This is a genomic window from Streptomyces sp. NRRL S-350 (genome assembly GCF_000719705.1).
Lineage (GTDB): Bacteria > Actinomycetota > Actinomycetes > Streptomycetales > Streptomycetaceae > Kitasatospora.
Map to the genome: position 1 here is coordinate 85,158 of NZ_JOHO01000008.1, position 21,144 is coordinate 106,301.

Below are 21,144 nucleotides of genomic sequence, written 5' to 3' on the forward strand. Positions count from 1 at the left end.
CGGGGTGGCACGCATTGGCCGGGAAGGCGCGGTGGATTGTCCGGTACGCCCCGTGTTCGCTCTGGCACCGAGCGTGTGCGACGGTCCGGTCAGGGGTCCGCCGGCGGGTGCGGTCAGCAGGCGGGGGCCGGGAGGTGCGGGTCAGTACGTGTAGAAGACCCGTTCCGCGTTGGCGGCCATCTGCTTGGCGTTCCACTCGGTGCCGCCCGGGACGTTGCCGGAGCGGAACAGCGGCGGGGCGGGGGCGTCCCCGGCGCTCGCCCGGTCGGCCAGCCGGCCGACCGCGGCGGCGACCACGGCCTGCATCAGCGCACTGGTCACGACGGTGGAGACCGGCCCGAAGGTGGTCTCGGCGCCGGGGTGGGTCAGCTCGCCGTCGCCGACCGCGATCTTGCTGTCCAGGACCACGTCGCAGTGGTCCTTGAGGTAGGTGCCGGACGGGTGCGCGGAGGGGACCTCCGCCGGGTAGGCCAGCGAGGTCACGCCGATCACCTTGAGTCCGCGGTCCCGGGCGTAGCGGGCCAGCTCGACCGGCATGACCTGGCGGCCGGACAGCGAGATCACGAACAGCAGGTCGCCGGTGGTCGCCGGGGTGAGGTCGAGGGTGGCGGTGGCCAGTCCGGAGACCCGCTCGAGCGCGCTCGACAGCGGTGCGGGCATCACCGTCACCCCGGCCGTCCCGGGCACGTTCAGCAGGTTCATCGGGACTAGTCCGCCGGCCCGGTAGACGACGTCCTGGGCCGGCAGCGAGGAGTGTCCGGCGCCGTAGGCGAAGACCCGGCGGCCCTCGGTGATCGTCTCGGCCAGCAGCGCGGCGGCGGCCTCGATGGTGTCGGCCTCCTCCTCGCGGACCTGCCGGAGGTGGGCGATCGCGGCGTCGAAGTACCTGCCGACCAGGTCGTCCATCTGGTGCCTCCGCTCTCTGCCGGTGGGGGAGCCGGCCGCATGGGGCGGTCCGGGTGGGCCGGAGCGCCGGTGGAGAAAGCTACGGCCAGCACCGTCGCGCCCGGGCGGTACCGCTGTCAACAGCGACGAAACCGGTGCCCGGAGCCCCCGCGCGGGCCCGGTTGCCGTCCCGGTACGTCAGAATTGGCGGTGAGGACACCGAAGAACGGAGCCAGCGGCGATGTCTGGGCTGATCGACACCACTGAGATGTACCTTCGCACCATCCTGGAACTGGAGGAGGAAGGCATCGTCCCGATGCGCGCCCGGATCGCGGAGCGCCTGGAACAGAGCGGTCCGACGGTCAGCCAGACGGTCGGCCGGATGGAGCGCGACGGGCTCCTCAACGTCGCGGGGGACCGCCACCTCGAACTGACCGAGGAGGGCCGGCGCCTCGCGGTGCGCGTCATGCGCAAGCACCGCATCGCCGAGTGCCTGCTGGTCGACGTGATCGGCCTGGAGTGGGAGCAGGTGCACGAGGAGGCCTGCCGCTGGGAGCACGTGATGAGCGAGACGGTCGAGCGCAAGGTGCTCGCCATGCTCGGCCACCCCACCCAGTCCCCGTACGGCAACCCGATCCCGGGCCTGGACGAGCTGGGTGACGCCAAGGCGGAGGGCGAGGGCTTCGACGCCGGGCTCGTCCCGCTGGACACCGTCAAGCCGGGCGACGCCGGGGCCGACGTGGTGGTCCGCCGGATCGGCGAGCCGATCCAGACCGACAGCGTGTTGATGAGCACCCTGCGCCGGGCCGGCGTCCGGCCGGGCTCCACGATCAAGGTGACCGCGGGCGTCGGCGGCGTGCTGGTCGGCAGTGGGGACACCGCGGCGGAGCTGGGCAAGGACATCGCCCAGCACGTCTTCGTCGCCCAGGCCTGAGGCCCGGCGCTCGTCGACGGAGTGGGGCCCGCTGCTCCCCCGGCCTTCGGCCGGGAGGTGCTCACCCGCACAGCGGGCCCCGCTCGCCTCCCCGTTCCCTCCCGTCCCTCCCTCTTCCCCTCCGTCCCTCCCGCTTCCCCTCCGCCGCCTCGCCCGGCTTCCCCGTCCGAGCGCCCCTTCCGGCTGCCCACACCGCAATTCCTCCCCTCGGCCGATCATGGCAATCCTTGAGCGCTGTCACTCGTACGAGGGGCTTTCCCGGTTGACCAGCGGGTAGGTCGAAGCCTTATCCGGACATGCGGATGACGGGCCCCGCCCCCGGTGGGGGGCAAGGCCCGTCACTCATGCGCGTTGTCTCGCGCGGAGCGCGCCCTCGCCCGATCGGCGTAGGGCGGCCGTCCTGGGGAGGGTGAACCGGCGGCCGGCCCGTTCAGCCCACCGGCGCCGGCAGGGCGGCCTGGTCGGCGCGGTACGCGGGCGCCTCCCGGCCGCAGGCGTACGCCAGCGGGCTGATCAGCTCGGCGGCGTCCGGCAGCCAGCGGTTGAGGGCGGAGGGGGAGCGGGCCCACTGGGCGTACCCGGTGGAGCCGATCCGGGACGGCGGGGCGACCGTCCAGTCCCCCTCGCCGCGGGCGACCAGGTCGAGGCGGCCGGGCGGCCAGCCGAGCTTGCGGAGCATCTCCGGGAGCTTGGCCGCGACCCCGGGCAGGACCAGGAAGTGCAGCCGTCGGCCGACCCGCCCCGGTGCGGCGGGCAGCACCGCCACCGGCCCGAGCTGGAGGTCCATCCGTTCCATCCGGGCCAGTGCCAGGCAGCCGGCCGTCTCCGGCACGTCCAGGACGTCGAAGGACCGGCCGGTGGGGAGCAGGATCGAGGCCTGGGGCCGCTCGGTCCACCAGCGCCGGACCGCCCCGGGCCCGGCGCTCGCCTTGCGGGCCCAGTCCGCGTCCAGCGGGTGGGCGCCCGGCATCGCGCAGTGCGGGTCGTCGCAGGAGCAGCGGGCGGGCCCGTCGCCGTCGACCAGCCAGGCGCCCGGGGCCACCTCCCAGTGGCGGTTCTCGGCGTAGCCGACGGCTTCGATGAGCAGCGGGGGCAGGCCGGCGTTCTCGTCCTGGCCGGAGGCGTCGGGGATGTCTTCCACGTGCTGCTCAACTACCGTGCGTGAGGCGGGTTACGGCCCCGGGGCGCCCGGTTGGACGCATCCCGGCAATGTCACCCGTTCCGGTTACTCGACCGAGCCGGTGGGGTCGGGGGCAGGCGCAGCGGGGGCGCACGGGAGCATTTCCCAGGGCGCAAGGGGGGTGCGGATCGTCACCGTGGGTATCCCGCTGGCGTTGCTGATCGCTAACCTGGTGTCAGATTCCTTGGACGGTCGGACAGTCGGCAACAGATCAGCAGAATCGTCGCCCGCCGGCCGGGACCGGTGGGCGTGGGGAGGCGAAGCCCAATGGCCGCGAGACCACTCGTCGCACGACAGCCCAACGAGCGTCTGCAGCAACTGATCCAGGAGGCCAGCTGCTCCAACGCCGGCCTGGCCCGGAGGGTCAACCTCTGCGGTGCCGAGCACGGTCTGGACCTGCGGTACGACAAGACCTCCGTCGCCCGCTGGCTGCGCGGGCAGCAGCCGCGCGGGCAGGCGCCGGCCGTGATCGCCGAGGCCCTGGGCCGCAAGCTCGGCCGCAGCGTGTCGGTCGAGGAGATCGGCATGGCCGACGGCAAGAACCTCAGCTCCGGCATCGGGCTGCAGTTCGCGCCGACCCTCGGCGCCGCCCTGGAGCAGGTCTGCGAGCTGTGGCGCAGCGACGTCGGCCGGCGGGACTTCCTCACCGGGGCGACGGTGGCCGCCTCGGCGCTGGTGGAGCCCAGCCGGGACTGGCTGATCACCCCGCCGGACCCGGTGGTGGCGCGGACCGGCGGCCCCCGGGTCGGCCCGACCGACGTGGCCGCGATCAGGGCGACCACCGCGATGCTGGTCGACCTCGACCACCGCTTCGGCAGCGGCCACGTGCGCCCGGTGGTGGTGCACTACCTCAACTCGGTGGTCTCCGGCCTGCTCGGCGGGGCGTACCGGGAGGAGACCGGTCGCCAACTCTTCGCCGCGGTGGCCAGGTTGACCGAGCTGGCCGGCTACATGGCGGTCGACACCGGACAGCCCGGGCTCGCCCAGCGCTACTACATCCAGGCACTCCGGCTGGCCCAGGCGGCCGACGACCGGGGCTACGGCGGCTACGTGCTCGCCGCCTCGATGAGCCACCTGGCGGCCACCCTCGGCAACCCGCGGGAGATCGCCCAACTCGCCCGCGCCGCCCAGGAAGGCGCCCGGTCGGTGGCCACCCCCACCGCGATGGCGATGTTCTACGCCGCCGAGGCCCGCGGTCACGCCCTGCTCGGCGACGCCCGATCCTGCGAGGCGGTGGCGGCCAAGGCGCTGGAGATGATGGGCAAGCGCCGCCCGGAGGACGACCCGGACTGGATCGTCCACTTCGACGACGCCTACCTCGCGGACGAACTCGCCCACTGTCACCGGGACCTGGAACAGGCGGGGCCGGCCGAGCACTACGCCCGCCGGGCACTCGACCTGCACCCGCCCACCCGGGTCCGGCGCCGGGCGGTCGACCTCGTGCTGCTGGCCACCGCGCAGCTGCAGCAGCGCGACCTGGAACGCGCCTGCGAGACCGGCACCCAGGCGGTGCGGCTGCTGAGCGGGCTGCGCTCCAACCGGGGCGTGGAGTACCTGGACGAGTTCCGGCGCCGGCTGGAGCCCTACCGGGAGCAGCGGGTGGTCCGCGAGTTCCACGCGCGGGCGGACGCGGAGGCGGCCTGACCCGGGAGGCCCGGACCGGGGGCGGTGCGAGCGGCGTCGCTCCCGGATCGTCTGTGCAGGGAGCGTGACGGATGTCCCGCCCACGTGGTCACCCGGTGAGGCGAACCGGTAGCGTGGGCGCGACGTCCAAGGAACTGTGATGCTCCCAAGAACCGACGAGATGTGGTCCGCCGTCAGTGCGCGGTCCTGCACAGGTGAGGAATCGCGTTGAGTCAGCGCCGCTCGTACCCCAACTCGGGTGACTTCAACCTGGACGACCTGTTCCGCCCCGAGCCCGCCCCGCAGGGCCAGCCGGGGCAGCCGGACCAGGCAGGCCAGCCCGGCCAGCCCGGCCAGCCCGGCCAGCCGCAGGGCCACTCGGCCGTGCCGCCGGTGGGGCAGCCGTCCGGGCAGCCGGAGTACCTCGGCGAGGGCGGGCACGCGCTGCCGACCCAGGCCATGCCCGCGCAGCCCGTGCCGGGCCAGGGCGCCCCGTGGGGTGCGCCGCAGCCCGGGTACGGCGCCCCGCAGCCCGGCCCGGCCCCGGAGACGCAGCACCTGCCGCCGTACCCGGCCGGCGACCCCCAGGCGCCCGGCTACCCGGCGCCGCAGGCCCCGCCCGGTTATCCGCAGCAGCACGCCGCCCCGGCCTACCAGGGCTACCCGGCGGCCGCACAGCCCCAGCCGGCCTACCCGGCGCAGGACTACAGCCAGGGCCACGGCCAGGGCTACGCCCCGGAGCACGTGCAGGACCACGACGGGCCCCGGGCCGGCGGGTCCGGCCGCCGCCCGTCCAACAAGCTGATCATCGGCGGCGTGGTGGCGGGCTGCGCCGTGGCGGGCATCCTGGTCGCCGTCCTGATGAGCGGCGGCGGCGGGGCCAAGGACGACAAGAAGACCACCCCGGTGGCCGCCACCGGCAGTGGCGCCGCCACCGGGACGAACGGCCCGAGCGGTTCCGGCGCCGCCGTCGACCCGGCGGTCAAGGCGCAGGCGCAGCCGCTGTCGGACCTGCTGGGCACCGCGAGCGACAGCCGCAACTCGGTGGTCTCCGCGGTCGCCTCGGTGCAGAAGTGCGACAAGCTCCCCGAGTCCCAGCAGGCCCTCAGCGCCGCGGCCGGCAAGCGGCGCGAGCTGCAGACCAAGCTCGGCCAGCTGAAGACCGACAAGCTGCCCGGCGGCCAGCAGCTGGTCGAGCAGCTCAACGCCGCCTGGACGGCCTCGGCGCAGGCCGACGACGAGTACGCGGCCTGGGCGCAGGACGCGCAGGGCTCCTGCGACGCGAAGAAGCAGGACAACCAGCACTACAAGAACGCGGTCCAGGCCAGCGGCTCCGCGACCAACGCGAAGAAGCAGGCCTCCGCGCTCTGGAACACGATCGCCACCCAGACCGGCCTGCCCGCCCGCAGCGACGGCGACCTGTAGCCAGCGCATCCGGTGGCGGTGCGGACCCGTAGCGGTGCGGACCCCGTAACGGCGCGGATCCGGCGGCGGCGCCGGTCCCCGGCGGGAGGGGCGGGCCGGACGGGCCCGCCCCCCGTGCGTCAGGCGGGTGGGCGGCCCCCGGTGAGCACCCAGCGGACGTCGACGAAGCCCGGCTGCTGCAGGGTCATCCGGCCGGACCTCACCACCTGGTCGGTGACCCACGTGTTCACCAGCCGCGGCGACTCGGTGCTGGGCAGCATGTTGGTGGCGCCCCAGTTCAGCGGCGGCGTGATCCCGGTGTCGATGCCCTCGCCGGAGTCCAGCAGCCCGGCGATCGACGTCGGGGTGACCGGCTTGCCGGCCTCCGCCAGCTTCTGCGCCACCGTCCGGAACACCTCGTACGCGACCCAGGTGGTCTGCACCCCGGGGTCGGAGACGTCGATGGTGCGCCCGCCGGTGGTGTCGGCGCGCACCACCGCGCGCAGCCCGTCCCAGACCTTCGCCGACTCCGGCGGGTACCAGCTGGTGACGTAGGCGCCGCCCAGCGGGCCGGAGTCGCCGCCGGTGGAGTCGACCACCGACTGCTGCACGCTGCCGATGACCGAGGCGATGCGGGTGTTCTTCGGGGTCAGCCGCCGGTAGGAGTCCAGCAGGTTGCCGGTCGGCTCGGCTCCCAGCGCGCTGGTGACGCAGTTGCCCGGCTCGTCCTTGCCGAGGGCCTTGCGGGCCACCGGCGTGTAGTCGGAGGACCCCTCGGGCGCCTTGACGTCCTGGAGCTTGATCCCGGCCGGGCGCAGCGCGTTGCCCAGGTAGCCGAGCAGGTTGTCGCCGGCCGGGGTGTCCGGGCGGATCAGGGACACGGTCCTGCAGCCGGCCTCCACCAGTTGGCGGCCGTTGCCGGCGATCAGGGCCGGCATGCCGCCGTCCACCGGGTAGGACAGCGGGCTGGAGAACTCCGGCTGGGAGAGCCCGTAGCCGCCGATCAGCGGGATGCCGGCGCGCTCCAGGACCGGCATGAAGTCCTCGCCCCACTGGCTGTAGGAGCCGATGACGGCGGCGGCCTTGGCGTCCACGGCCTGTTGGGCGCAGGCGCGGGCGCCGTCGGCGCTGTTGTGCTCGTTGCAGGTGATCACCCGCAGTCGGCGTCCGTCGAGTCCGCCCTTGAGGTTGACGTCCTGGCCGATCGCGGAGGCGAGGGCGGTCATGCCCGGCCGGTCGGCGGTGCCGGTGCCGGACGGTGCCCAGGTCATCACCGTCAGGTCGGTGCCGCCGGCGGCGTCGGCCGGTCCGCCGCACGCGGAGGCCGAGAAGAGGGTGGGGAGCAAGGCCGCCGCGGTCGCGGCGGCGGCGATCGGGCGGCGGCACCGGCGCCGCCCGATCGGGGGACGGCCCTGGAAAGAGTCCCTTCGGCTGGTCATCGGTTTCCCTCTCTCTGGGCGCACTTCGGCGCACCGGATCCAGCCAAGCCCCGGCGCCACAAGCCGAGAGGGCAGAAATGCGAACGGTCGGCAAACGGCGGCCGAACTCCGGAGCGGTACGCGTGTAGATCGGGAGTGGAGTACGAACGGACGGGGAACGTACGATCGTTCACCATGTCCGCCAGCACAGATTCTTCGCACCGGTCCGCCCGAAACCCTTCTCGTCCGGGCCACCGTTCCAGCACGATGGGCGGCATGCCGCTCAACGACCTGCCCTGGTGGCGCTGGCGAGCCCGACTGCGCTCGGCGCTGCACATGCTGTCCGACCCCGCCTTCCAGCAGGAGGCCTGGCTGACCGGCCGGGAGGGCTACGGGGACGTGACCGACGCCGTCTACCGGCTGGTCGAGGACACCTGGCTGGACCGCTGGTCGGCCGAGAAGTACGTGGGCACGATCTTCCGGGACGCCGCCGAGGCCGCGCTGGTCGACGTCGCGGTCCTGCGGGCGGTGCAGGTGCTGCACGAGGTCGGCGCGGACGCCCCCGCCTCCGCCTACCTCGGCCACCCCGGCTGGCCGGAGACCGTCCGGGCCGCCCGCGAAGCGCACGTCGCGCTGGCGGCGGGCGACGGGGACGACCCGGACGCGGCGCCCAAGTCGCTGGACGTGCTGCGCATCCTCACCCAGGTCTGATCCCCGGGGCGGGGCCGGACGCGGGACGGCCGCCGGCTGCCGGGCGCAGCCGTCCCGCAGTACGGGCAGCGGGGCGGCGGCTGTCCAGGATGTGACACGCTGGAGCGTCCACGCACGTCACGAGCTCAGAACGGGATACCCCCAGTGGAACCGCAGCCGGCCGGCGCCCAGTACGTCCTCACGCTGTCCTGCCCCGACAAGCAGGGCATCGTCCACGCTGTCTCCAGCTACCTCTTCATGACCGGCTGCAACATCATCGACAGCCAGCAGTTCGGGGACGGCGACAGCGGGCTCTTCTTCATGAGGGTGCACTTCTCCGCCCCCGAGCCCGTCACCGCCGACAAGCTGAGGGCCAGCTTCGCCGCGATCGGCGCCTCCTTCGGGATGGACTGGCAGATCCACCCGACCGACCAGCGGATGCGGATCGTCCTGATGGTCAGCAAGTTCGGCCACTGCCTGAACGACCTGCTCTACCGCACCCGGATCGGCGCCCTGCCGGTGGAGATCGCCGCGGTCGTCTCCAACCACACCGACCTGCAGGGCCTGACCGAGAGCTACGGGATCCCCTTCCACCACATCCCGGTCACCAAGGACACCAAGGCGGAGGCCGAGCAGCGGCTGCTGGACCTGGTGGCCGAGGAGCAGGTCGAGCTGGTCGTCCTGGCCCGCTACATGCAGGTGCTCTCCGACCAGCTGTGCACCCGGCTGTCCGGCCGGGTGATCAACATCCACCACTCCTTCCTGCCGAGCTTCAAGGGCGCCAAGCCCTACCACCAGGCGCACGCCCGGGGCGTCAAGCTGATCGGCGCCACCGCCCACTACGTCACCGCCGACCTGGACGAGGGCCCGATCATCGAGCAGGAGGTGGCCCGGGTCACCCACGACGTCAGCCCGGACCAGCTGGTCGCGCTCGGCCGGGACGTCGAGTGCCAGGCGCTGGCCCGCGCGGTGAAGTGGCACAGCGAGCACCGGGTGCTGCTCGACGGCACCCGTACCGTCGTCTTCGCGTAAGCCCTACGGCCGCGACAGCAACGGGAGCGCGTGCAGCACCTCGCGGATCGCGACCCGGTCCCCGTGCTCGCCGACCGGCAGCCGGTCCGGGTCGCGGTGCGCGGCGGCCAACTGGCAGAGCTCCAGGCCGTCCAGCACCATCGAGGCCACCGGCTCCCCGCCGGGCGCCGCCGCCTCCGGTCCCGCCGAAGCGCCCCCGCCGCCCAGCGGGACCAGCCACTCGCCGCCCGCCGGGCCGTCGACCACCAGCCGCAGCCGCCGGGCGGGCGGGACCGCGCCTTCCCGTGCACCCGGCGCACCCGGCGCACCCGCGCCGACCGGCGCCCCGGCGTGCTGCGGGCGCGCCGCGCGCAGGGCCGCCAGCGCCCGGGGGAGCAGCCGGACCACCAGCTCCACCATCGGCCGCAGGTGCTGCGGCGCGGGCGGATCGTACGGGTAGGCGACCGCCCGGGCCACGTCCTCGCCGTGCACGTAGCACTCGAAGGCCCGGTCCACGAAGGCGTCGCGCAGCGGCAGCACGGTGAACCCGTAGTCGACCGGCGTGCCGCCCTGCGGGGCGAGCGCGGCGCTGCGCACCAGGTCGTGGGTCTGCCGCCGCCACCGGGCGCGCACCGACTGCGGTGCCAGGGCGCCCTGTTCGGCGACCATCCGGGCGGTGCGCGCGGCGATCGTGGCGTACGGGCCGCCCGGCGGCGGCACCCGCGGCGCCGACGGCCGCCCGGCCGGATCCTGCGGCGGTACCCGCCGTTCGGCCGCCGCGACGGGTGCGCCCGGGACGGCCGGCACCGGGTCGGGCAGCCCCAGGGCGAGCGCCAGGAAGCCGTCCACGGCGGTCAGGTGGCCGAGCACCTCGGCCGGGCGCAGCCGGTCGGTGCCGCCGTGCCACGGCAGTTCGGCCACCTCCTGCCACTCCTCCCGGCCGAGGTCGCGCAGCAGGGCGTCGAGCTTGGCGGTCTCCGCCGCGTACGGCACCACCCAGGTGGGGACGGGCAGTTCGGCCGGGCGGCGGGCCAGGCACCAGTCGAGCACCTGCTGGCGCAGCGAGCCCGGCTGGTCCAGCGGCTCGTCCAGGGAGAGCCAGCCGGCCGCCCCGCGCAGCCGGGCCGCCTCCTCGGCGCACTCCGGGCAGGCCCGCAGGTGCTGCTCCAACTCGGCGGCCTCGCGGGTCGGGCAGGCGCCGAGGGCCCAGGCGCCGAGCAGCGAGCGCAGGGCGTCGTGCTGCTCCTCAGTGCTGCTCACGTCTTCCCGTCTCCGGCTCGGTCCTCGGCGCGGTCTCCGGCCTGGTCGCCGGCCTGTTCGTCGGCCTGGTCGCCGGCCTGGTCCTGGCGGGCGCCTTCGTCGGCCGGTTCGTCGGTCGGTTCGTCGGCCAGTTCGGTGGCCAGCAGCTCCAGGCCGAGGCGCATCCGCTGCTTGGCGGCCTGCTCGCTGATGCCGAGCAGTCGGGCCGTCTCCCGGTAGGTGCGGCCGTCGTAGTACGTCACCGCGATGGTCTCACGCAGGGGTTGGGGCAGGGAGTCGACCACGTACCGCATGCGGGCCGCGGTCGCCACGGCGCGGATCTCCGCCTCCGCTCCCAGGGGGTCGCCGTCCGCCGGGTGTTCGGCGGCGCGCCGCGCCCGCAGCCGGTCGACCGCGCGGCGGTGGGTGAGCGCGCCCAGCCAGGAGCGCAGGGTGCCCCGGGCCGGATCGAAGTCCTCGGGGTGCTCCCAGACGTGGGCGAAGATCTCCCGGGTCAGCTGGGCGGCGGCGGCCTGGTCGGCCAGTATCCGCCCGGCCAGGCCGTGCACCATCGGCGCGAGCTGGTCGTAGAGTTCGCCGAGCGCGGTCTCCTCGCCGCGCGCGAGGCGGCGCTGCACCTGCTCGTCCCAGCGTGGGGCCCGCTCCGGAGTGGCCATCGGGAACCACCCTCCTGACCCGGTCCGCTGGCGTACCCAACGGTATCTTGCGGCCGGTGCGCGGCGGAGGGAATCCGGCAACAACGGAATCCGTCCTCGCGGATCGCCGGACCGGGTGCCCGAGCGGGTTCCGGGCCGGATGTGCGGGCAGGGTTCCGGAGCCGCGGGCGGGCCCGCTGTTCGAGAACCGCTGGACATATGTCGCACGGGTGGTTCGCGAGTGGCGGGCGGGGCGCCGGGGGCGTCCGGCGGTAGGTTCCCGACTGCGGGACCGGCGGGTCGGCCCGGGCCGGACGAGCGCCGGTACGAGGCTCGCGAGAGTGAGCGGGACAGTATGCACTGCCCTGTCCCCCGATCGCCGGAATATGCCCGAAGCGCTTGCTGCGGCCCGCCCGGCCGCCCATCCTGAGGCGTGTTCGTGTCGCGGCCGGTGCGCGGCCGACGGGTCGGAGCGGACGAGTGGGCGCGGGTGAACGGACCGGGCGGACGTCCGGGAGCGGCTCGGGTGGCGCCGGGCGGAGTGCGAGGACCCGCCCGGCCGGCAGATCCGGCGCGATCGGGACTTAGGCCGAACTGCGAGTGCGGGTGGTGGAGCGGTGCAGGTTCTTCAGGTACAGCTGGCGGTGCAGGCGGACCCCGCGGAGGTCGGCCGGGCCCGTCGGTGGGTGCGCTCGCGGCTGTTGAACCACGGGGTGGACCCGGACGCGCCGATGGCCGAGACGGTGGTGCTGGTGGTCTCGGAGCTGGTGACCAACGCCGTGGTGCACACCGGCTGTCCGGCCGTGCTGCGGCTCTGCCTGCCGGTGGCCGAGGGAGTGCCGACGGGCTGTCCGGCCGTCCCGCTGCGGGTGGAGGTCGCCGACGCGAGCCAGGCCGCCCCGGCCCCGCGGCACGCCGGGGCGGACCAGGACGCGACCAACGGGCGCGGCCTGGAGCTGGTCGAGCTGCTCTGCGAGCGCTGGGGCTGGTACCCGGACGGCTCGGGCAAGCGGGTCTGGTGCGAGATCGGCTCGGACGCCCGGCCCGCCGATCCGCTGGCGGACGTGGACTGGGCGGCTTTGGCGCAATAGCGGCTGTCCCGGCGGCCGGAGCGCCGTCGCGATCAGGCCCGCGATCGGCTCGCGATCGGACTGGCGATCAGGCCGGTGCTCAAGCGGGTGCTCAGGCCGGTGCCCAGGTCGGCGATCAGGTTCGCGGGCACCGTGGCGGTCACCCCGGCGGCCGACTGTCGGGCGCGGATGGCGATCACCGGCCGAAAGGTGACGCAACCATTCCGAATTTCGGACTACCCATTGACGTGACGTATCCGACTGATCACGCTTGGGTGCGGCGCTCCGACGCGAGGGGACGCCGAGGGGACGTCCGTCCACCGCCGCAGTGCCGCTGTCCAGGGGGATCGTGTCAGCGAGGGGGCTGCGGACGGCCGGTCACGGGCCGCCTCCTCGGCGAGTGCGGAGGTCGAGGCGCGGGTTCAGGGCCCGCGCGTCGCGGTTGGATGGCGGCCTGCCGTGCCGTGCTCGGGGTGCGCGCGGCCCGCCGCCATCCAATTCGGCGCCGCGCCACGGCGAGATCCGGCCACCGGCCGCGCCGGCGCCCGGCCGCCTGACCGACCGGCAGGCCCCGCCTAGGCGCTGGTACGGAAGGTGCGCCGGTAGGCGCTCGGTGCCACATCGAGCCGGCCGCGCAGTTGCAGCCGCAGTGAGGCGGCGGTGCCGAAGCCGGACTCCCGGGCGACCTGGTCGATGGTCAGATCGGTCCGTTCCAGCAGCTGGCGGGCCCGCTCGGTGCGCTGGGTGGTGATCCACTGGCCCGGACTGGCGCCGGTCTCCTCGCGGAAGCGCCGGGTGAAGGTCCGCACGCTCATGCCCGCGCGGTCGGCGAGTTGGCGCAGTGCGAGTGGCCGGTCCAGGTGCTCCAGCGCCCAGGCGCGCACCGCGGCGGTGCCGCTGCCCTCGGCGTCCACCGGGCTCGGGGCCTCCACGTACTGCTTCTGGCCGCCCTCGCGCCAAGGCGGTACCAGGCAGTTGCGGGCCACCGCGTTCGCCACCGCGCTGCCGTGGTCGCGCCGCACCACGTGCAGGCAGAGGTCCACCCCGGCGGCGACCCCGCCGGAGGTGAGGATGTCGCCGTCGTCGGTGTAGAGCACGTCGGGGTCGAGCCGCACCCGGGGGAACAGCCGGGCGAAGCGCTCGGTGTAGCGCCAGTGGGTGGTGGCCGGACGGCCGTCCAGCAGGCCGGCGGCGGCCAGGACGAAGGAGCCGGTGCAGATCGACATCAACCGGGTGCCGGGGCGGATCCGGGCCAGTGCGGCGGCCAGCTCCGGGGTGAAGCAGGCGTCGGCGACGGCCGGGCCGGAGTCGGCGGAGGCCGGGACCACCACGGTGTCGGCCCGCTCCAGGAGTTCGGGCCCGTGGTCGACCGTGACCCGGAAGTCGGCACTGGTGGCGACCGGCCCCCCGTCCAGGGTGCAGGTGGCCACGTCGTAGAGGGGCTGCCCGGACGGGTCCTTGGCGCCGCCGAAGATGCGGGCGGGGATGCCGAGTTCGAAGGCGATCACGCCGTTCAGGGCGAGTACCGCGACCAGGTGTGCCATGTCGTCCCCTCAGGTGCCGGCGGGTCAGGGCCAGGGTACGCGGGAACCTTGGCCCGATTCTTGCGAAAGCTGTCATTCAGGCCACTCGTCCGGGCCCCGGACGCCCGGAACACTCGTCCGCGTGACCGAACGCAGCGCCCTCGCCCCCACGTCCGCCCCCGAGCCGACCGCCCCCGAGCCGACCGCCTCCGAGCCGACCTTCCCCGAGCCGGCCGCCTCCGAGCCGACCGGCTCCGATCCGCTCGTCACCGATCCGCTCGTCCCCGCCCCGGCGGCAGGCGTCGGAGGGGCCGTCCCGGCCAGGCGCCCCCGGGTGCACTACGCCTGGGTGGTGGCCGGGGTGGCCCTGCTCGTCCTGCTCGGCTCGGCCGGCTTCCGCTCCGCGCCGAGCCTGATGATGGACGCCCTGCACAACGAGTTCGGCTGGTCGCTCGGGACGATCTCCAGCGCCACCTCCGTCAACCTGACCCTCTACGGCCTCACCGCCCCCTTCGCCGCCGCGTTGATGGACCGCTTCGGGGTGCGCCTGGTGGTGGTCTGCGCACTGCTGACCATCTCGGTCGGCTCCGGGCTGACCATGCTGATGCGCGAACCCTGGCAACTGGTGCTCTGCTGGGGCGTGCTGGTCGGCCTGGGCAGCGGCTCGATGGCCGGGGCCTTCGCCACCACCATCACCGGCCGCTGGTTCCAGGCACGCCAGGGCCTGGTCACCGGGGTGCTGACCGCCGCCGGCGCGGCGGGCAACCTGGTCTTCCTGCCGGTCGGCGCCTGGCTGGTCGAACAGCACGGCTGGCGCTCGGCCGTGGTCGTGGTCTCGCTCGCCGCCAGCGCCGTCGCCGTCCCGGTCCTGCTGCTGATGCGCGAGCGGCCCGCCGACCTCGGCCTGCTCCCGTACGGCGCCACCGAGGCCCCGCCCGCGCCGGCCGCCGACAGCCGCGCCCTGGCCCGCTCGCTGCGGGTGCTGCGCGACGCCGCCCGCACCCGGGCGTTCTGGCTGCTGGCCGGCTCCTTCGCGATCTGCGGCGCCACCACCGCAGGCCTGGTCGGCACCCACTTCATCCCGGCGGCGCACGACCACGGCATGCCGGTCACCACCGCCGCGAGCCTGCTCGCCCTGATCGGCGTCTTCGACGTGGCCGGGACGGTGTTCAGCGGCTGGCTCACCGACCGGGTCGACTCCCGGGTGCTGCTGACCGTCTACTACGGGCTGCGCGGCCTCTCGCTGCTCCTGCTGCCGCAACTGCTGTCCGGCTCGCTGCAGCCGCCGGTCCTCGCCTTCGTCGTCTTCTACGGCCTGGACTGGGTCGCCACCGTGCCGCCGACCGTCGCGCTGTGCCGTCGGCACTTCGGCGAGGACGCGTCGATCGTCTTCGGCTGGGTGCTGGCCGGCCACCAGATCGGCGCGGCCGTCGTCGCCGGGCTGGCGGGCCTGGCCCGCGACGCGCTCGGGAACTACGACCTGACCTGGTACGGCGCCGGCGCGCTGTGCGCGGTCGCGGTCGGGCTCTGCCTGGCGCTGCGCACCGGGCGGACCGACCGGCCGGGCGGTGACGGTGCCCCGGCGAAGGCCGTCGGAGCCGGGGCTGTCGGTGCTGAGGTCTAGGCTCCGGCGCATGGCGCTCACCTTCACCCTGGACCCGAAGCCCGACCCCGACCTGCGGGCGGCCGTCGTCCGGCTGTGGACCGACGTCACCAACGCCGGCGGCGCGGTCGGCTTCGTGGGGCCGGTCACCGAGGACGAGGTGTGGGACCGTGCCGACTCCCAGTTCGCCGGGCTCGCCCCGGACGGCCCGGACCGGCTGCTGGTCGCCCAAGACGGCGACACCGGTCGGCTGGTCGGCGCGCTGTTCTTCGCGTCGATGCGGTTCCAACCCATGGACCACTGGCGCATGCTCCAGCGGGTCATGGTGCACCCCGACCACCAGGGCCGCGGCCACGGCGGCGAACTGCTCGCGGAGGCCGAGCGGGTGGCCCGGGAGTGGGGCCTGGAGTCGCTGCGGCTCACGGTGCGCGGCGGCCTGGGGCTCGAGCGGTTCTACGCCCGTGCCGGCTACCGGGAGGTCGGCCGAGTGCCGGCCGCGATCCGGGTGGCCCCCGGGGACGACCGCGACGACATCACCATGTGGCTCGACCTGCGCTGACCACGGGCCCGGACGTACCAGGGGGGCGGCCGGGGGCGGCCGGGGGGCGGCGGCCGGGGGGGGGTCAGGGGGTGGTCAAGGGACGGCCGGGGCGTCGGGGCGGACGACCGGGTGACCCCTTCCCCGCGGCGGCCGTCAGGCATGCTTGACTGGTGGACCCGCCCACGCCCCCGCGCAACGAGAAGGATGTGTCCCAGTGAGCAGCAACGGCCCGGATAAGTCGCACGCCACGCTCCGCTACACCTCCCTGCGGGTCAGCATCTTCCTCGCCTGCCTGCTGGTGGCCCTGCTGCTCGGGCACTTCCAGGTCATCCCGGTCAGCGGCGACGCCGGCGTGATCTTCCTCTTCCTGCTGGCGGCGGTCGCCTCCGCGCCGCTCAGCTACGCCCTGCTGAGCAAGCAGCGCGACGAGATGTCCGCCCAGATCAGTGGCAAGGTCTCCGGGCTGCGCAGCCGTACCGCAGGACGGATCGCGGCGCAGAACGCCGAGGAGGACGCCGCCGACGACGCCGCCCGCGCGGCCGCCACCGGGCGGAACTGACCCCGCCCCGGACCGCCGAGCCGTACCGCAGCCGCCGTGCCCGCCACCCGAGACTCCGTGCCGCCCGAGCAGCCCTCCGCCGAGGGCGCGCTCGGGACCTGGCCGCCCCCGTCCCGCCGGCCCACCGGGCGGGACGTGGCCCGGCTCGCCGGGGTCTCGCAGGCCACCGTCTCCCTGGTCTTCTCCGGCGCCGAGGCCGGCCGCCGGGTCTCCGAGACGACCCGGCAGCGGGTCCGGGAGGCCGCGCACAGCCTCGGCTACCACCCGCAGGCGGCGGGCCGGCAGCTGCGCCTGGGCCGCAGCGGCATGATCCTGCTCGCCGTGCCGAACCTCCAGGGCCCGTTCTTCGGCCGGGTGCTGGAGGGCGTCCACGAGGAGGCCGGCCGCAACGGGCTGGCGGTCGTGGTCAGCTCCGGCTGGGGCAGCGCCACCCTCGCCGAGGCCGCCACCGCCGGGCGCTTCGACGGCCTGCTGATCTGCTCCCCGGACGACAGCCAGCTCGGCGAACTGCCCACCGACACCCCCGCGGTGTTCCTGGACGCCGACCCGGGCACCGACCGCGCGCGCCCGACCGTCGAGCTCGACGTGGCCGGCGGGATGCGGGCCGCCGTCGAGCACCTGGCCGCCCTCGGCCACCGCCGGATCGGCCGGCTGCGCTCCAGCCACGCCGCGCACACCTTCCGGGTCAGGCAGGCCGCCTTCGAGCAGGTGGTGCGGGAACTCGACCTGGACGTCGTGGAGTTGGGCGTGAGCCTGAACGACGGGCACCGGGCCGCGCGGACCGTGGCGGCCCGCCTGCTGACCCGGGCGGACCGGCCGCGCGCGGTGGTCTGCGACGACGACGTGGTCGCCTCCGGGGTCTACCAGGCCGCCGCCGAGCTGGGTTTGCGGGTGCCGGAGGACCTGTCCGTGGTCGGCATGGACAACGTCGCGGTGGCCGCGCTGCTGGCCCCGCCGCTGACCACCGTCGACCTGCCCGGCGAGGAACTGGGGCGGGCCGGGGCGGCCGCGCTGGCGGGCCTGCTGCGCGGGGAGCCGGTGGCCCCGGTGGCGCCGCTGGCCACGTCCCTGGTGCTGCGCTCCTCCACCGCGTTGGCCTGACCGCCCCCACCGGGCTGTCCGTCATCTCTTCGGATTGCTCAGAACAGTCGGTTAGCGGTCAGCCGCTCTCGCGTCGTGGGCCGGGGAGAACGACCGGACGATGAGATTCCGGCATACGGACGTCCCGACCGCGAACCCCACGCCTGTCCGGAGCGGCCCCCGAACGGCCGCGGCCTTCGGCCTCTTCGCCGGCCCCCTGCTCACCGGCACCCTCACGGCCCCGCCCGCCGAGGCCGCCGCCGCCGGGGCGCCACGGCTGATCGGCCGCAGGCAGTCGGATGGAACCCCGGCCGGCCGGACGGAACCCGGCCCGGCCGGAAGGAACAATCCGGCCGGAAGAAACACGTCAGCTGCAAGGACACGTCAGCTGCGAGAGCAGGACTGCGCCCACCGGCCAGACCCCGGTGGGCGCAGTCGTCTGTGGGGGCGGGCTCAGCCGACCGGCACCGGCTGGGCCAGGGCGGGCGCGACGGGCGCCGGGTGGAACCAGCGCCGAGCGCCGAACAGCAGCAGTCCGCCGAGCGCGATCCCGCCCGCCGCGCACAGGGCGACCGCGCGCAGCGAGCCCTCGGCGAGGTTGCCGGAGACGGCGTAGCCGAGCGAGTTGCCGGTGGCGAACAGCGTCACCAGCCAGGCGAAGGCCTCGGTGACCGTGCCGCTCGGCGCCAGTTCGGCGACCAGCACGAACGCCGCCGCCAGCAGCGGTGCCAGCGCGATCCCGGACAGGAAGGCCAGTGCGGCCATCGGGTACGGCCCGGGCAGGGCGACCAGCGGCAGGTAGGAGGCGGCCATCGCGAGTGCCATCACCCAGGTGCGGGTGGCGGTGGTGCTGCGCCACCGGACCGCGCCGTAGGCGAGCGCGCCGAGCAGGCCGCCGAGCGCCGCGAGCGCCAGTAGGGTGCCGGCGCCACCCGGCAGGGCGCCGGCGTGGTGCTCGGCGTAGGCGATGAACAGCACGTTCTGCGAACCGACCGCCCAGCCGGCGCCGGCGAGTCCGACCAGCAGGAACACCAGGCCGGGGGAGCGCAGGGGCCCGAGCAGTCCGGTGGAGTGCGCGCGGACCGGGGCGCGCCAGGCCCGGGCCGGTGCGGCGGTGGCCACGATCAGTGCGCCGGCCAGGCCGAGGCCGGCGGCCACCCAGAGCGCGGCGACCGGGCTGACCAGGCCGGCGATCCCGGCGACGGCCAGCGGCCCGGCGACGTAGAGGATCTGCTGGGAGGCGGAGTCGAAGGCGTAGGCGGTGTCGAGCTGCTCCTCCTCGACGACGTCCGGCCAGAGCGAGCGCAGGCAGGGCTCCAGCGGGGGCATCGCGAGGCCGGCTATCGCGGCGCCGACCGGGGCGGCGAGCGGGGAGCCGGGGGCGAAGGCCAGCAACGCGTACCCGCCGCCGGCCACCACGGCCGAGGCCAGCAGGACGCGCGGCTGCCCGGTGCGGTCCACGATCCGTCCGAGCACCGGTCCGCCGACGGCAGCCGAGATCGCGTACGCGGCGGTGGCCAGGCCGATCCGCCCGTACGGCGCGCCGGCCTCGCGCAGGGCGAGGGCGATCACCAGGGCGGTCATGCCGGCGGGCAGTCGGCCGAGCAGGGTGCCGAGGAGCAGGCGGGTGACGTGCGGGGCGCGGAGCAGGGCGAGGTAGCCCATCGGCGTCCTCTCCGGTCTGGGCAGGCGGGGGCGGGGACGCTGTCAAAGTTATACGTATAACCACCCGCCGGTCAACCGGGGCGTTCACTCGGACTGATGGTGCGTCAGCCTCGTTCGTGTCCGGATCTAGAAGCGGGGGAGGGGGTGGGGCGGGCTTCGGGTCCACTCCATCTCAAACAAGTACTTTGAACATCTCAAACCTTTACTGCTAACGTATCGGCCATGACAGCCTCAGACGCACTGCGGATGCACGGCCCGGGCCCACTGCCCGGCGCCGCCCGCCCAGGTGCTCTGACCGGCGCTGTGGACAGCCCGCGCCGTTGTCGCGCCATGAGCCGTGCGGCCCTGGGCCGTGCTGCCATGAGCCGCACTGCCGCGACCCGTGCTGCCATGAGCTGTATGGCGGCGGCACGCCCCTGACCGGGGGCCCGACCTCTCCCGTCCGGCCCCGCGCCGTGCCGCCTTCTCCGCCCCACACCCCACTGTTGAGCAACGCCCTCCCCCGGAGACGCACTCCCATGTCCACAGCGCCCCAGGCGACCACGTCGCCCTCCGTGCTCGCCCGTATCCGCAAGACGCCGTTCTGGGTGCAGATCGTCGCCGGCCTCGTGCTCGGCGTCGGCCTCGGCTACCTGGCCCGGGCCGCCGACATCTCCTGGCTGGCCACCACCCTGGAGACCATCGGCAAGATCTTCGTCCAGCTGCTCAAGCTGGCCGTCCCGCCGCTGGTGTTCACCGCGATCGTGGTGAGCGTCGCCAACCTGCGCAACGTCACCAACGCGGCCCGCCTGGCCACCCGGACGCTGCTGTGGTTCATGATCACCTCGCTGATCGCGGTCGGCATCGGCCTGGGCCTGGGCCTGCTGACCGACCCCGGCAAGGGCACCAACCTCAAGACCGAGGGCCTCAAGGCGCTCGACTCCAAGGGCACCTGGATCGACTTCCTGACCGGGATCTTCCCGACCAACATCGTCGACGCCTTCGCCAAGGTGAACGTCCTGCAGATCGTCTTCATGGCGGTCGTGGTCGGCGCGGCCGTCATCAAGCTCGGCGCCAAGGCCGAGCCGGTCCTCAAGCTCAGCGAGTCCGTGCTGGAGCTGACCCAGACCGCGCTGTGGTGGGTCATCCGGCTCTCCCCGCTCGGCACCCTCGGCCTGATCGGCAAGTCCGTCGCCAAGTACGGCTGGGACCTGCTCAAGCCCTTCGCCACGCTGACCCTCGACATCTACGTCGGCTGCGCGCTGGTCCTCTTCGTCGTCTACTCGCTGCTGCTGCGCTTCGCCGCCGGCCTCAACCCGCTCCACTTCTTCAAGGGCGCCTGGCCCGCCATCCAGCTGGCCTTCGTCTCGCGCTCCTCGGTCGGCACCCTGCCGGTCACCCGCCGCGTCACCGAGCGCCTCGGCGTCCCGAGCGAGTACGCGTCCTTCTCGGTGCCGTTCGGCGCCACCACCAAGATGGACGGCTGCGCCGCGGTCTACCCGGCGATCGCCGCGATCTTCGTCGCCCAGGTCTACAACATCGAGCTCGGCATCAAGGACTACGTCCTGATCGCCTTCGTCTCCGTGGTCGGCTCGGCCGCCACCGCGGGCCTCACCGGCGCGATCGTCATGCTGACGCTGACCCTGTCCACCCTGGGCCTGCCGCTGGAGGGCGTCGGCCTGCTGCTCGCCATCGACCCGATCCTGGACATGATGCGCACCGCGACCAACGTCGCCGGGCAGGTGCTGGTGCCGGTCCTGGTCGCCGCGCGGGAGAAGATCCTGGACGTCGCCGCGTACAACAACCCCTCGGGTGACCTCTACGACGCGGACGCCCCGACGGGCGCCGCCCCGGTCAAGGCCCCCGCGGGGGCTGCGGCCGCCGCCTGATCCCCGCCGGTACGGCGGCAAGGGCCCTCTCCCGCGACGGGAGAGGGCCCTTGCGCGTCCCCTGGCCGAGGCGGGACTTCGAGGGTGCCCGGACGGGCCGGTGCGAGGCGGTCCGTGCGACAAGGCAGGGGGCCCACCGAAAGGCGGGCCCCCTTGGGTACTGCTGTTGTGCTCATGGTGACGGCGTCGAGAGCC

19 protein-coding genes are annotated in these 21,144 nt (G+C 74.5%); 11 read left to right on the forward strand and 8 right to left on the reverse strand.

The window, feature by feature from the left end; genetic code table 11:
• Positions 1–141 precede the first annotated feature (141 nt).
• Positions 142–906, reverse strand: coding sequence for a sugar isomerase domain-containing protein (locus IF30_RS0110455; RefSeq protein WP_030235261.1), 765 nt, complete (start codon positions 904–906; stop codon positions 142–144).
• Between the two features lie 220 nt (positions 907–1,126).
• Here IF30_RS0110455 and IF30_RS0110460 point away from each other — a divergent pair, with 220 nt between their 5' ends.
• Positions 1,127–1,819 carry a metal-dependent transcriptional regulator gene (locus tag IF30_RS0110460; RefSeq protein ID WP_030235264.1) on the forward strand — a complete coding sequence of 231 codons (693 nt, stop codon included), beginning with the start codon at positions 1,127–1,129 and terminating at the stop codon, positions 1,817–1,819.
• Between the two features lie 430 nt (positions 1,820–2,249).
• Here the strand turns inward: IF30_RS0110460 and IF30_RS0110465 are convergent, their stop codons facing one another.
• Positions 2,250–2,951, reverse strand: a complete 702-nt coding sequence (locus IF30_RS0110465; RefSeq protein WP_030235268.1) for a bifunctional DNA primase/polymerase — start codon at positions 2,949–2,951, stop codon at positions 2,250–2,252.
• 315 nt (positions 2,952–3,266) lie between these two features.
• On the opposite strand from IF30_RS0110465, the gene IF30_RS0110470 reads away from it, so the two are divergent.
• Positions 3,267–4,643, forward strand: coding sequence for a hypothetical protein (locus IF30_RS0110470; RefSeq protein ID WP_030235271.1), 1,377 nt, complete (start codon positions 3,267–3,269; stop codon positions 4,641–4,643).
• Positions 4,644–4,850: 207 nt separating this feature from the next.
• Complete coding sequence (locus IF30_RS46510; protein WP_051709734.1) at positions 4,851–6,047, forward strand: hypothetical protein; 1,197 nt, start codon at positions 4,851–4,853, stop codon at positions 6,045–6,047.
• A gap of 119 nt (positions 6,048–6,166) precedes the next feature.
• On the opposite strand, the gene IF30_RS0110480 is transcribed toward IF30_RS46510, so the two are convergent.
• A complete protein-coding gene (locus IF30_RS0110480) occupies positions 6,167–7,465 on the reverse strand; it encodes an ABC transporter substrate-binding protein (protein ID WP_051709737.1) in 1,299 nt (432 codons plus the stop codon).
• A 255-nt stretch (positions 7,466–7,720) separates the two neighbouring features.
• Between IF30_RS0110480 and IF30_RS0110485 the strand changes: the two genes are divergently transcribed.
• Both IF30_RS0110485 and purU read left to right on the forward strand, forming a co-directional pair.
• Positions 7,721–8,155, forward strand: a complete 435-nt coding sequence (locus IF30_RS0110485; protein WP_234322660.1) for an SCO4402 family protein — start codon at positions 7,721–7,723, stop codon at positions 8,153–8,155.
• Positions 8,156–8,299: 144 nt separating this feature from the next.
• The gene (gene purU, locus IF30_RS0110490; protein ID WP_234322661.1) at positions 8,300–9,166 is read left to right on the forward strand and encodes a formyltetrahydrofolate deformylase; all 867 of its coding nucleotides are present in this window, start codon (positions 8,300–8,302) and stop codon (positions 9,164–9,166) included.
• Positions 9,167–9,169: 3 nt separating this feature from the next.
• Here the strand turns inward: purU and IF30_RS0110495 are convergent, their stop codons facing one another.
• Positions 9,170–10,405, reverse strand: a complete 1,236-nt coding sequence (locus IF30_RS0110495) for a zf-HC2 domain-containing protein (RefSeq protein ID WP_037899571.1) — start codon at positions 10,403–10,405, stop codon at positions 9,170–9,172.
• Positions 10,402–11,061, reverse strand: coding sequence for a sigma-70 family RNA polymerase sigma factor (locus IF30_RS0110500; RefSeq protein ID WP_063752566.1), 660 nt, complete (start codon positions 11,059–11,061; stop codon positions 10,402–10,404). Before IF30_RS0110500 ends, IF30_RS0110495 begins: the two co-directional genes overlap by 4 nt.
• A gap of 596 nt (positions 11,062–11,657) precedes the next feature.
• Between IF30_RS0110500 and IF30_RS0110505 the strand changes: the two genes are divergently transcribed.
• Positions 11,658–12,131: an ATP-binding protein gene (locus tag IF30_RS0110505; RefSeq protein ID WP_051709740.1), complete on the forward strand. Its 474-nt coding sequence runs from the start codon at positions 11,658–11,660 to the stop codon at positions 12,129–12,131.
• 32 nt (positions 12,132–12,163) lie between these two features.
• Here IF30_RS0110505 and IF30_RS47650 read toward each other — a convergent pair whose 3' ends face one another.
• A complete protein-coding gene (locus IF30_RS47650) occupies positions 12,164–12,310 on the reverse strand; it encodes a hypothetical protein (protein ID WP_158834920.1) in 147 nt (48 codons plus the stop codon).
• A gap of 375 nt (positions 12,311–12,685) precedes the next feature.
• Positions 12,686–13,654, reverse strand: coding sequence for a GlxA family transcriptional regulator (locus IF30_RS0110515; RefSeq protein ID WP_030235294.1), 969 nt, complete (start codon positions 13,652–13,654; stop codon positions 12,686–12,688).
• On the opposite strand from IF30_RS0110515, the gene IF30_RS0110520 reads away from it, so the two are divergent.
• The 4 genes from IF30_RS0110520 to IF30_RS0110535 all read left to right on the forward strand — a co-directional run bounded on the left by IF30_RS0110520 (position 13,653) and on the right by IF30_RS0110535 (position 17,437).
• Positions 13,653–15,257, forward strand: coding sequence for an MFS transporter (locus tag IF30_RS0110520; protein WP_078891287.1), 1,605 nt, complete (start codon positions 13,653–13,655; stop codon positions 15,255–15,257). The genes IF30_RS0110515 and IF30_RS0110520 overlap by 2 nt on opposite strands.
• A gap of 10 nt (positions 15,258–15,267) precedes the next feature.
• Entirely contained in the window at positions 15,268–15,795 is a 528-nt protein-coding gene (locus tag IF30_RS0110525; protein WP_030235300.1) for a GNAT family N-acetyltransferase, read from the forward strand.
• 196 nt (positions 15,796–15,991) lie between these two features.
• The gene (locus tag IF30_RS0110530) at positions 15,992–16,336 is read left to right on the forward strand and encodes a DUF4229 domain-containing protein (RefSeq protein WP_030235302.1); all 345 of its coding nucleotides are present in this window, start codon (positions 15,992–15,994) and stop codon (positions 16,334–16,336) included.
• A gap of 36 nt (positions 16,337–16,372) precedes the next feature.
• Positions 16,373–17,437, forward strand: coding sequence for a LacI family DNA-binding transcriptional regulator (locus IF30_RS0110535; protein WP_078891288.1), 1,065 nt, complete (start codon positions 16,373–16,375; stop codon positions 17,435–17,437).
• 432 nt (positions 17,438–17,869) lie between these two features.
• On the opposite strand, the gene IF30_RS0110540 is transcribed toward IF30_RS0110535, so the two are convergent.
• On the reverse strand, positions 17,870–19,081 hold the full coding sequence (locus IF30_RS0110540; RefSeq protein ID WP_030235307.1) for an MFS transporter: 1,212 nt from the start codon (positions 19,079–19,081) through the stop codon (positions 17,870–17,872).
• 518 nt (positions 19,082–19,599) lie between these two features.
• Between IF30_RS0110540 and IF30_RS0110545 the strand changes: the two genes are divergently transcribed.
• On the forward strand, positions 19,600–20,949 hold the full coding sequence (locus IF30_RS0110545) for a dicarboxylate/amino acid:cation symporter (RefSeq protein ID WP_051709743.1): 1,350 nt from the start codon (positions 19,600–19,602) through the stop codon (positions 20,947–20,949).
• Positions 20,950–21,144: the final 195 nt, after the last annotated feature.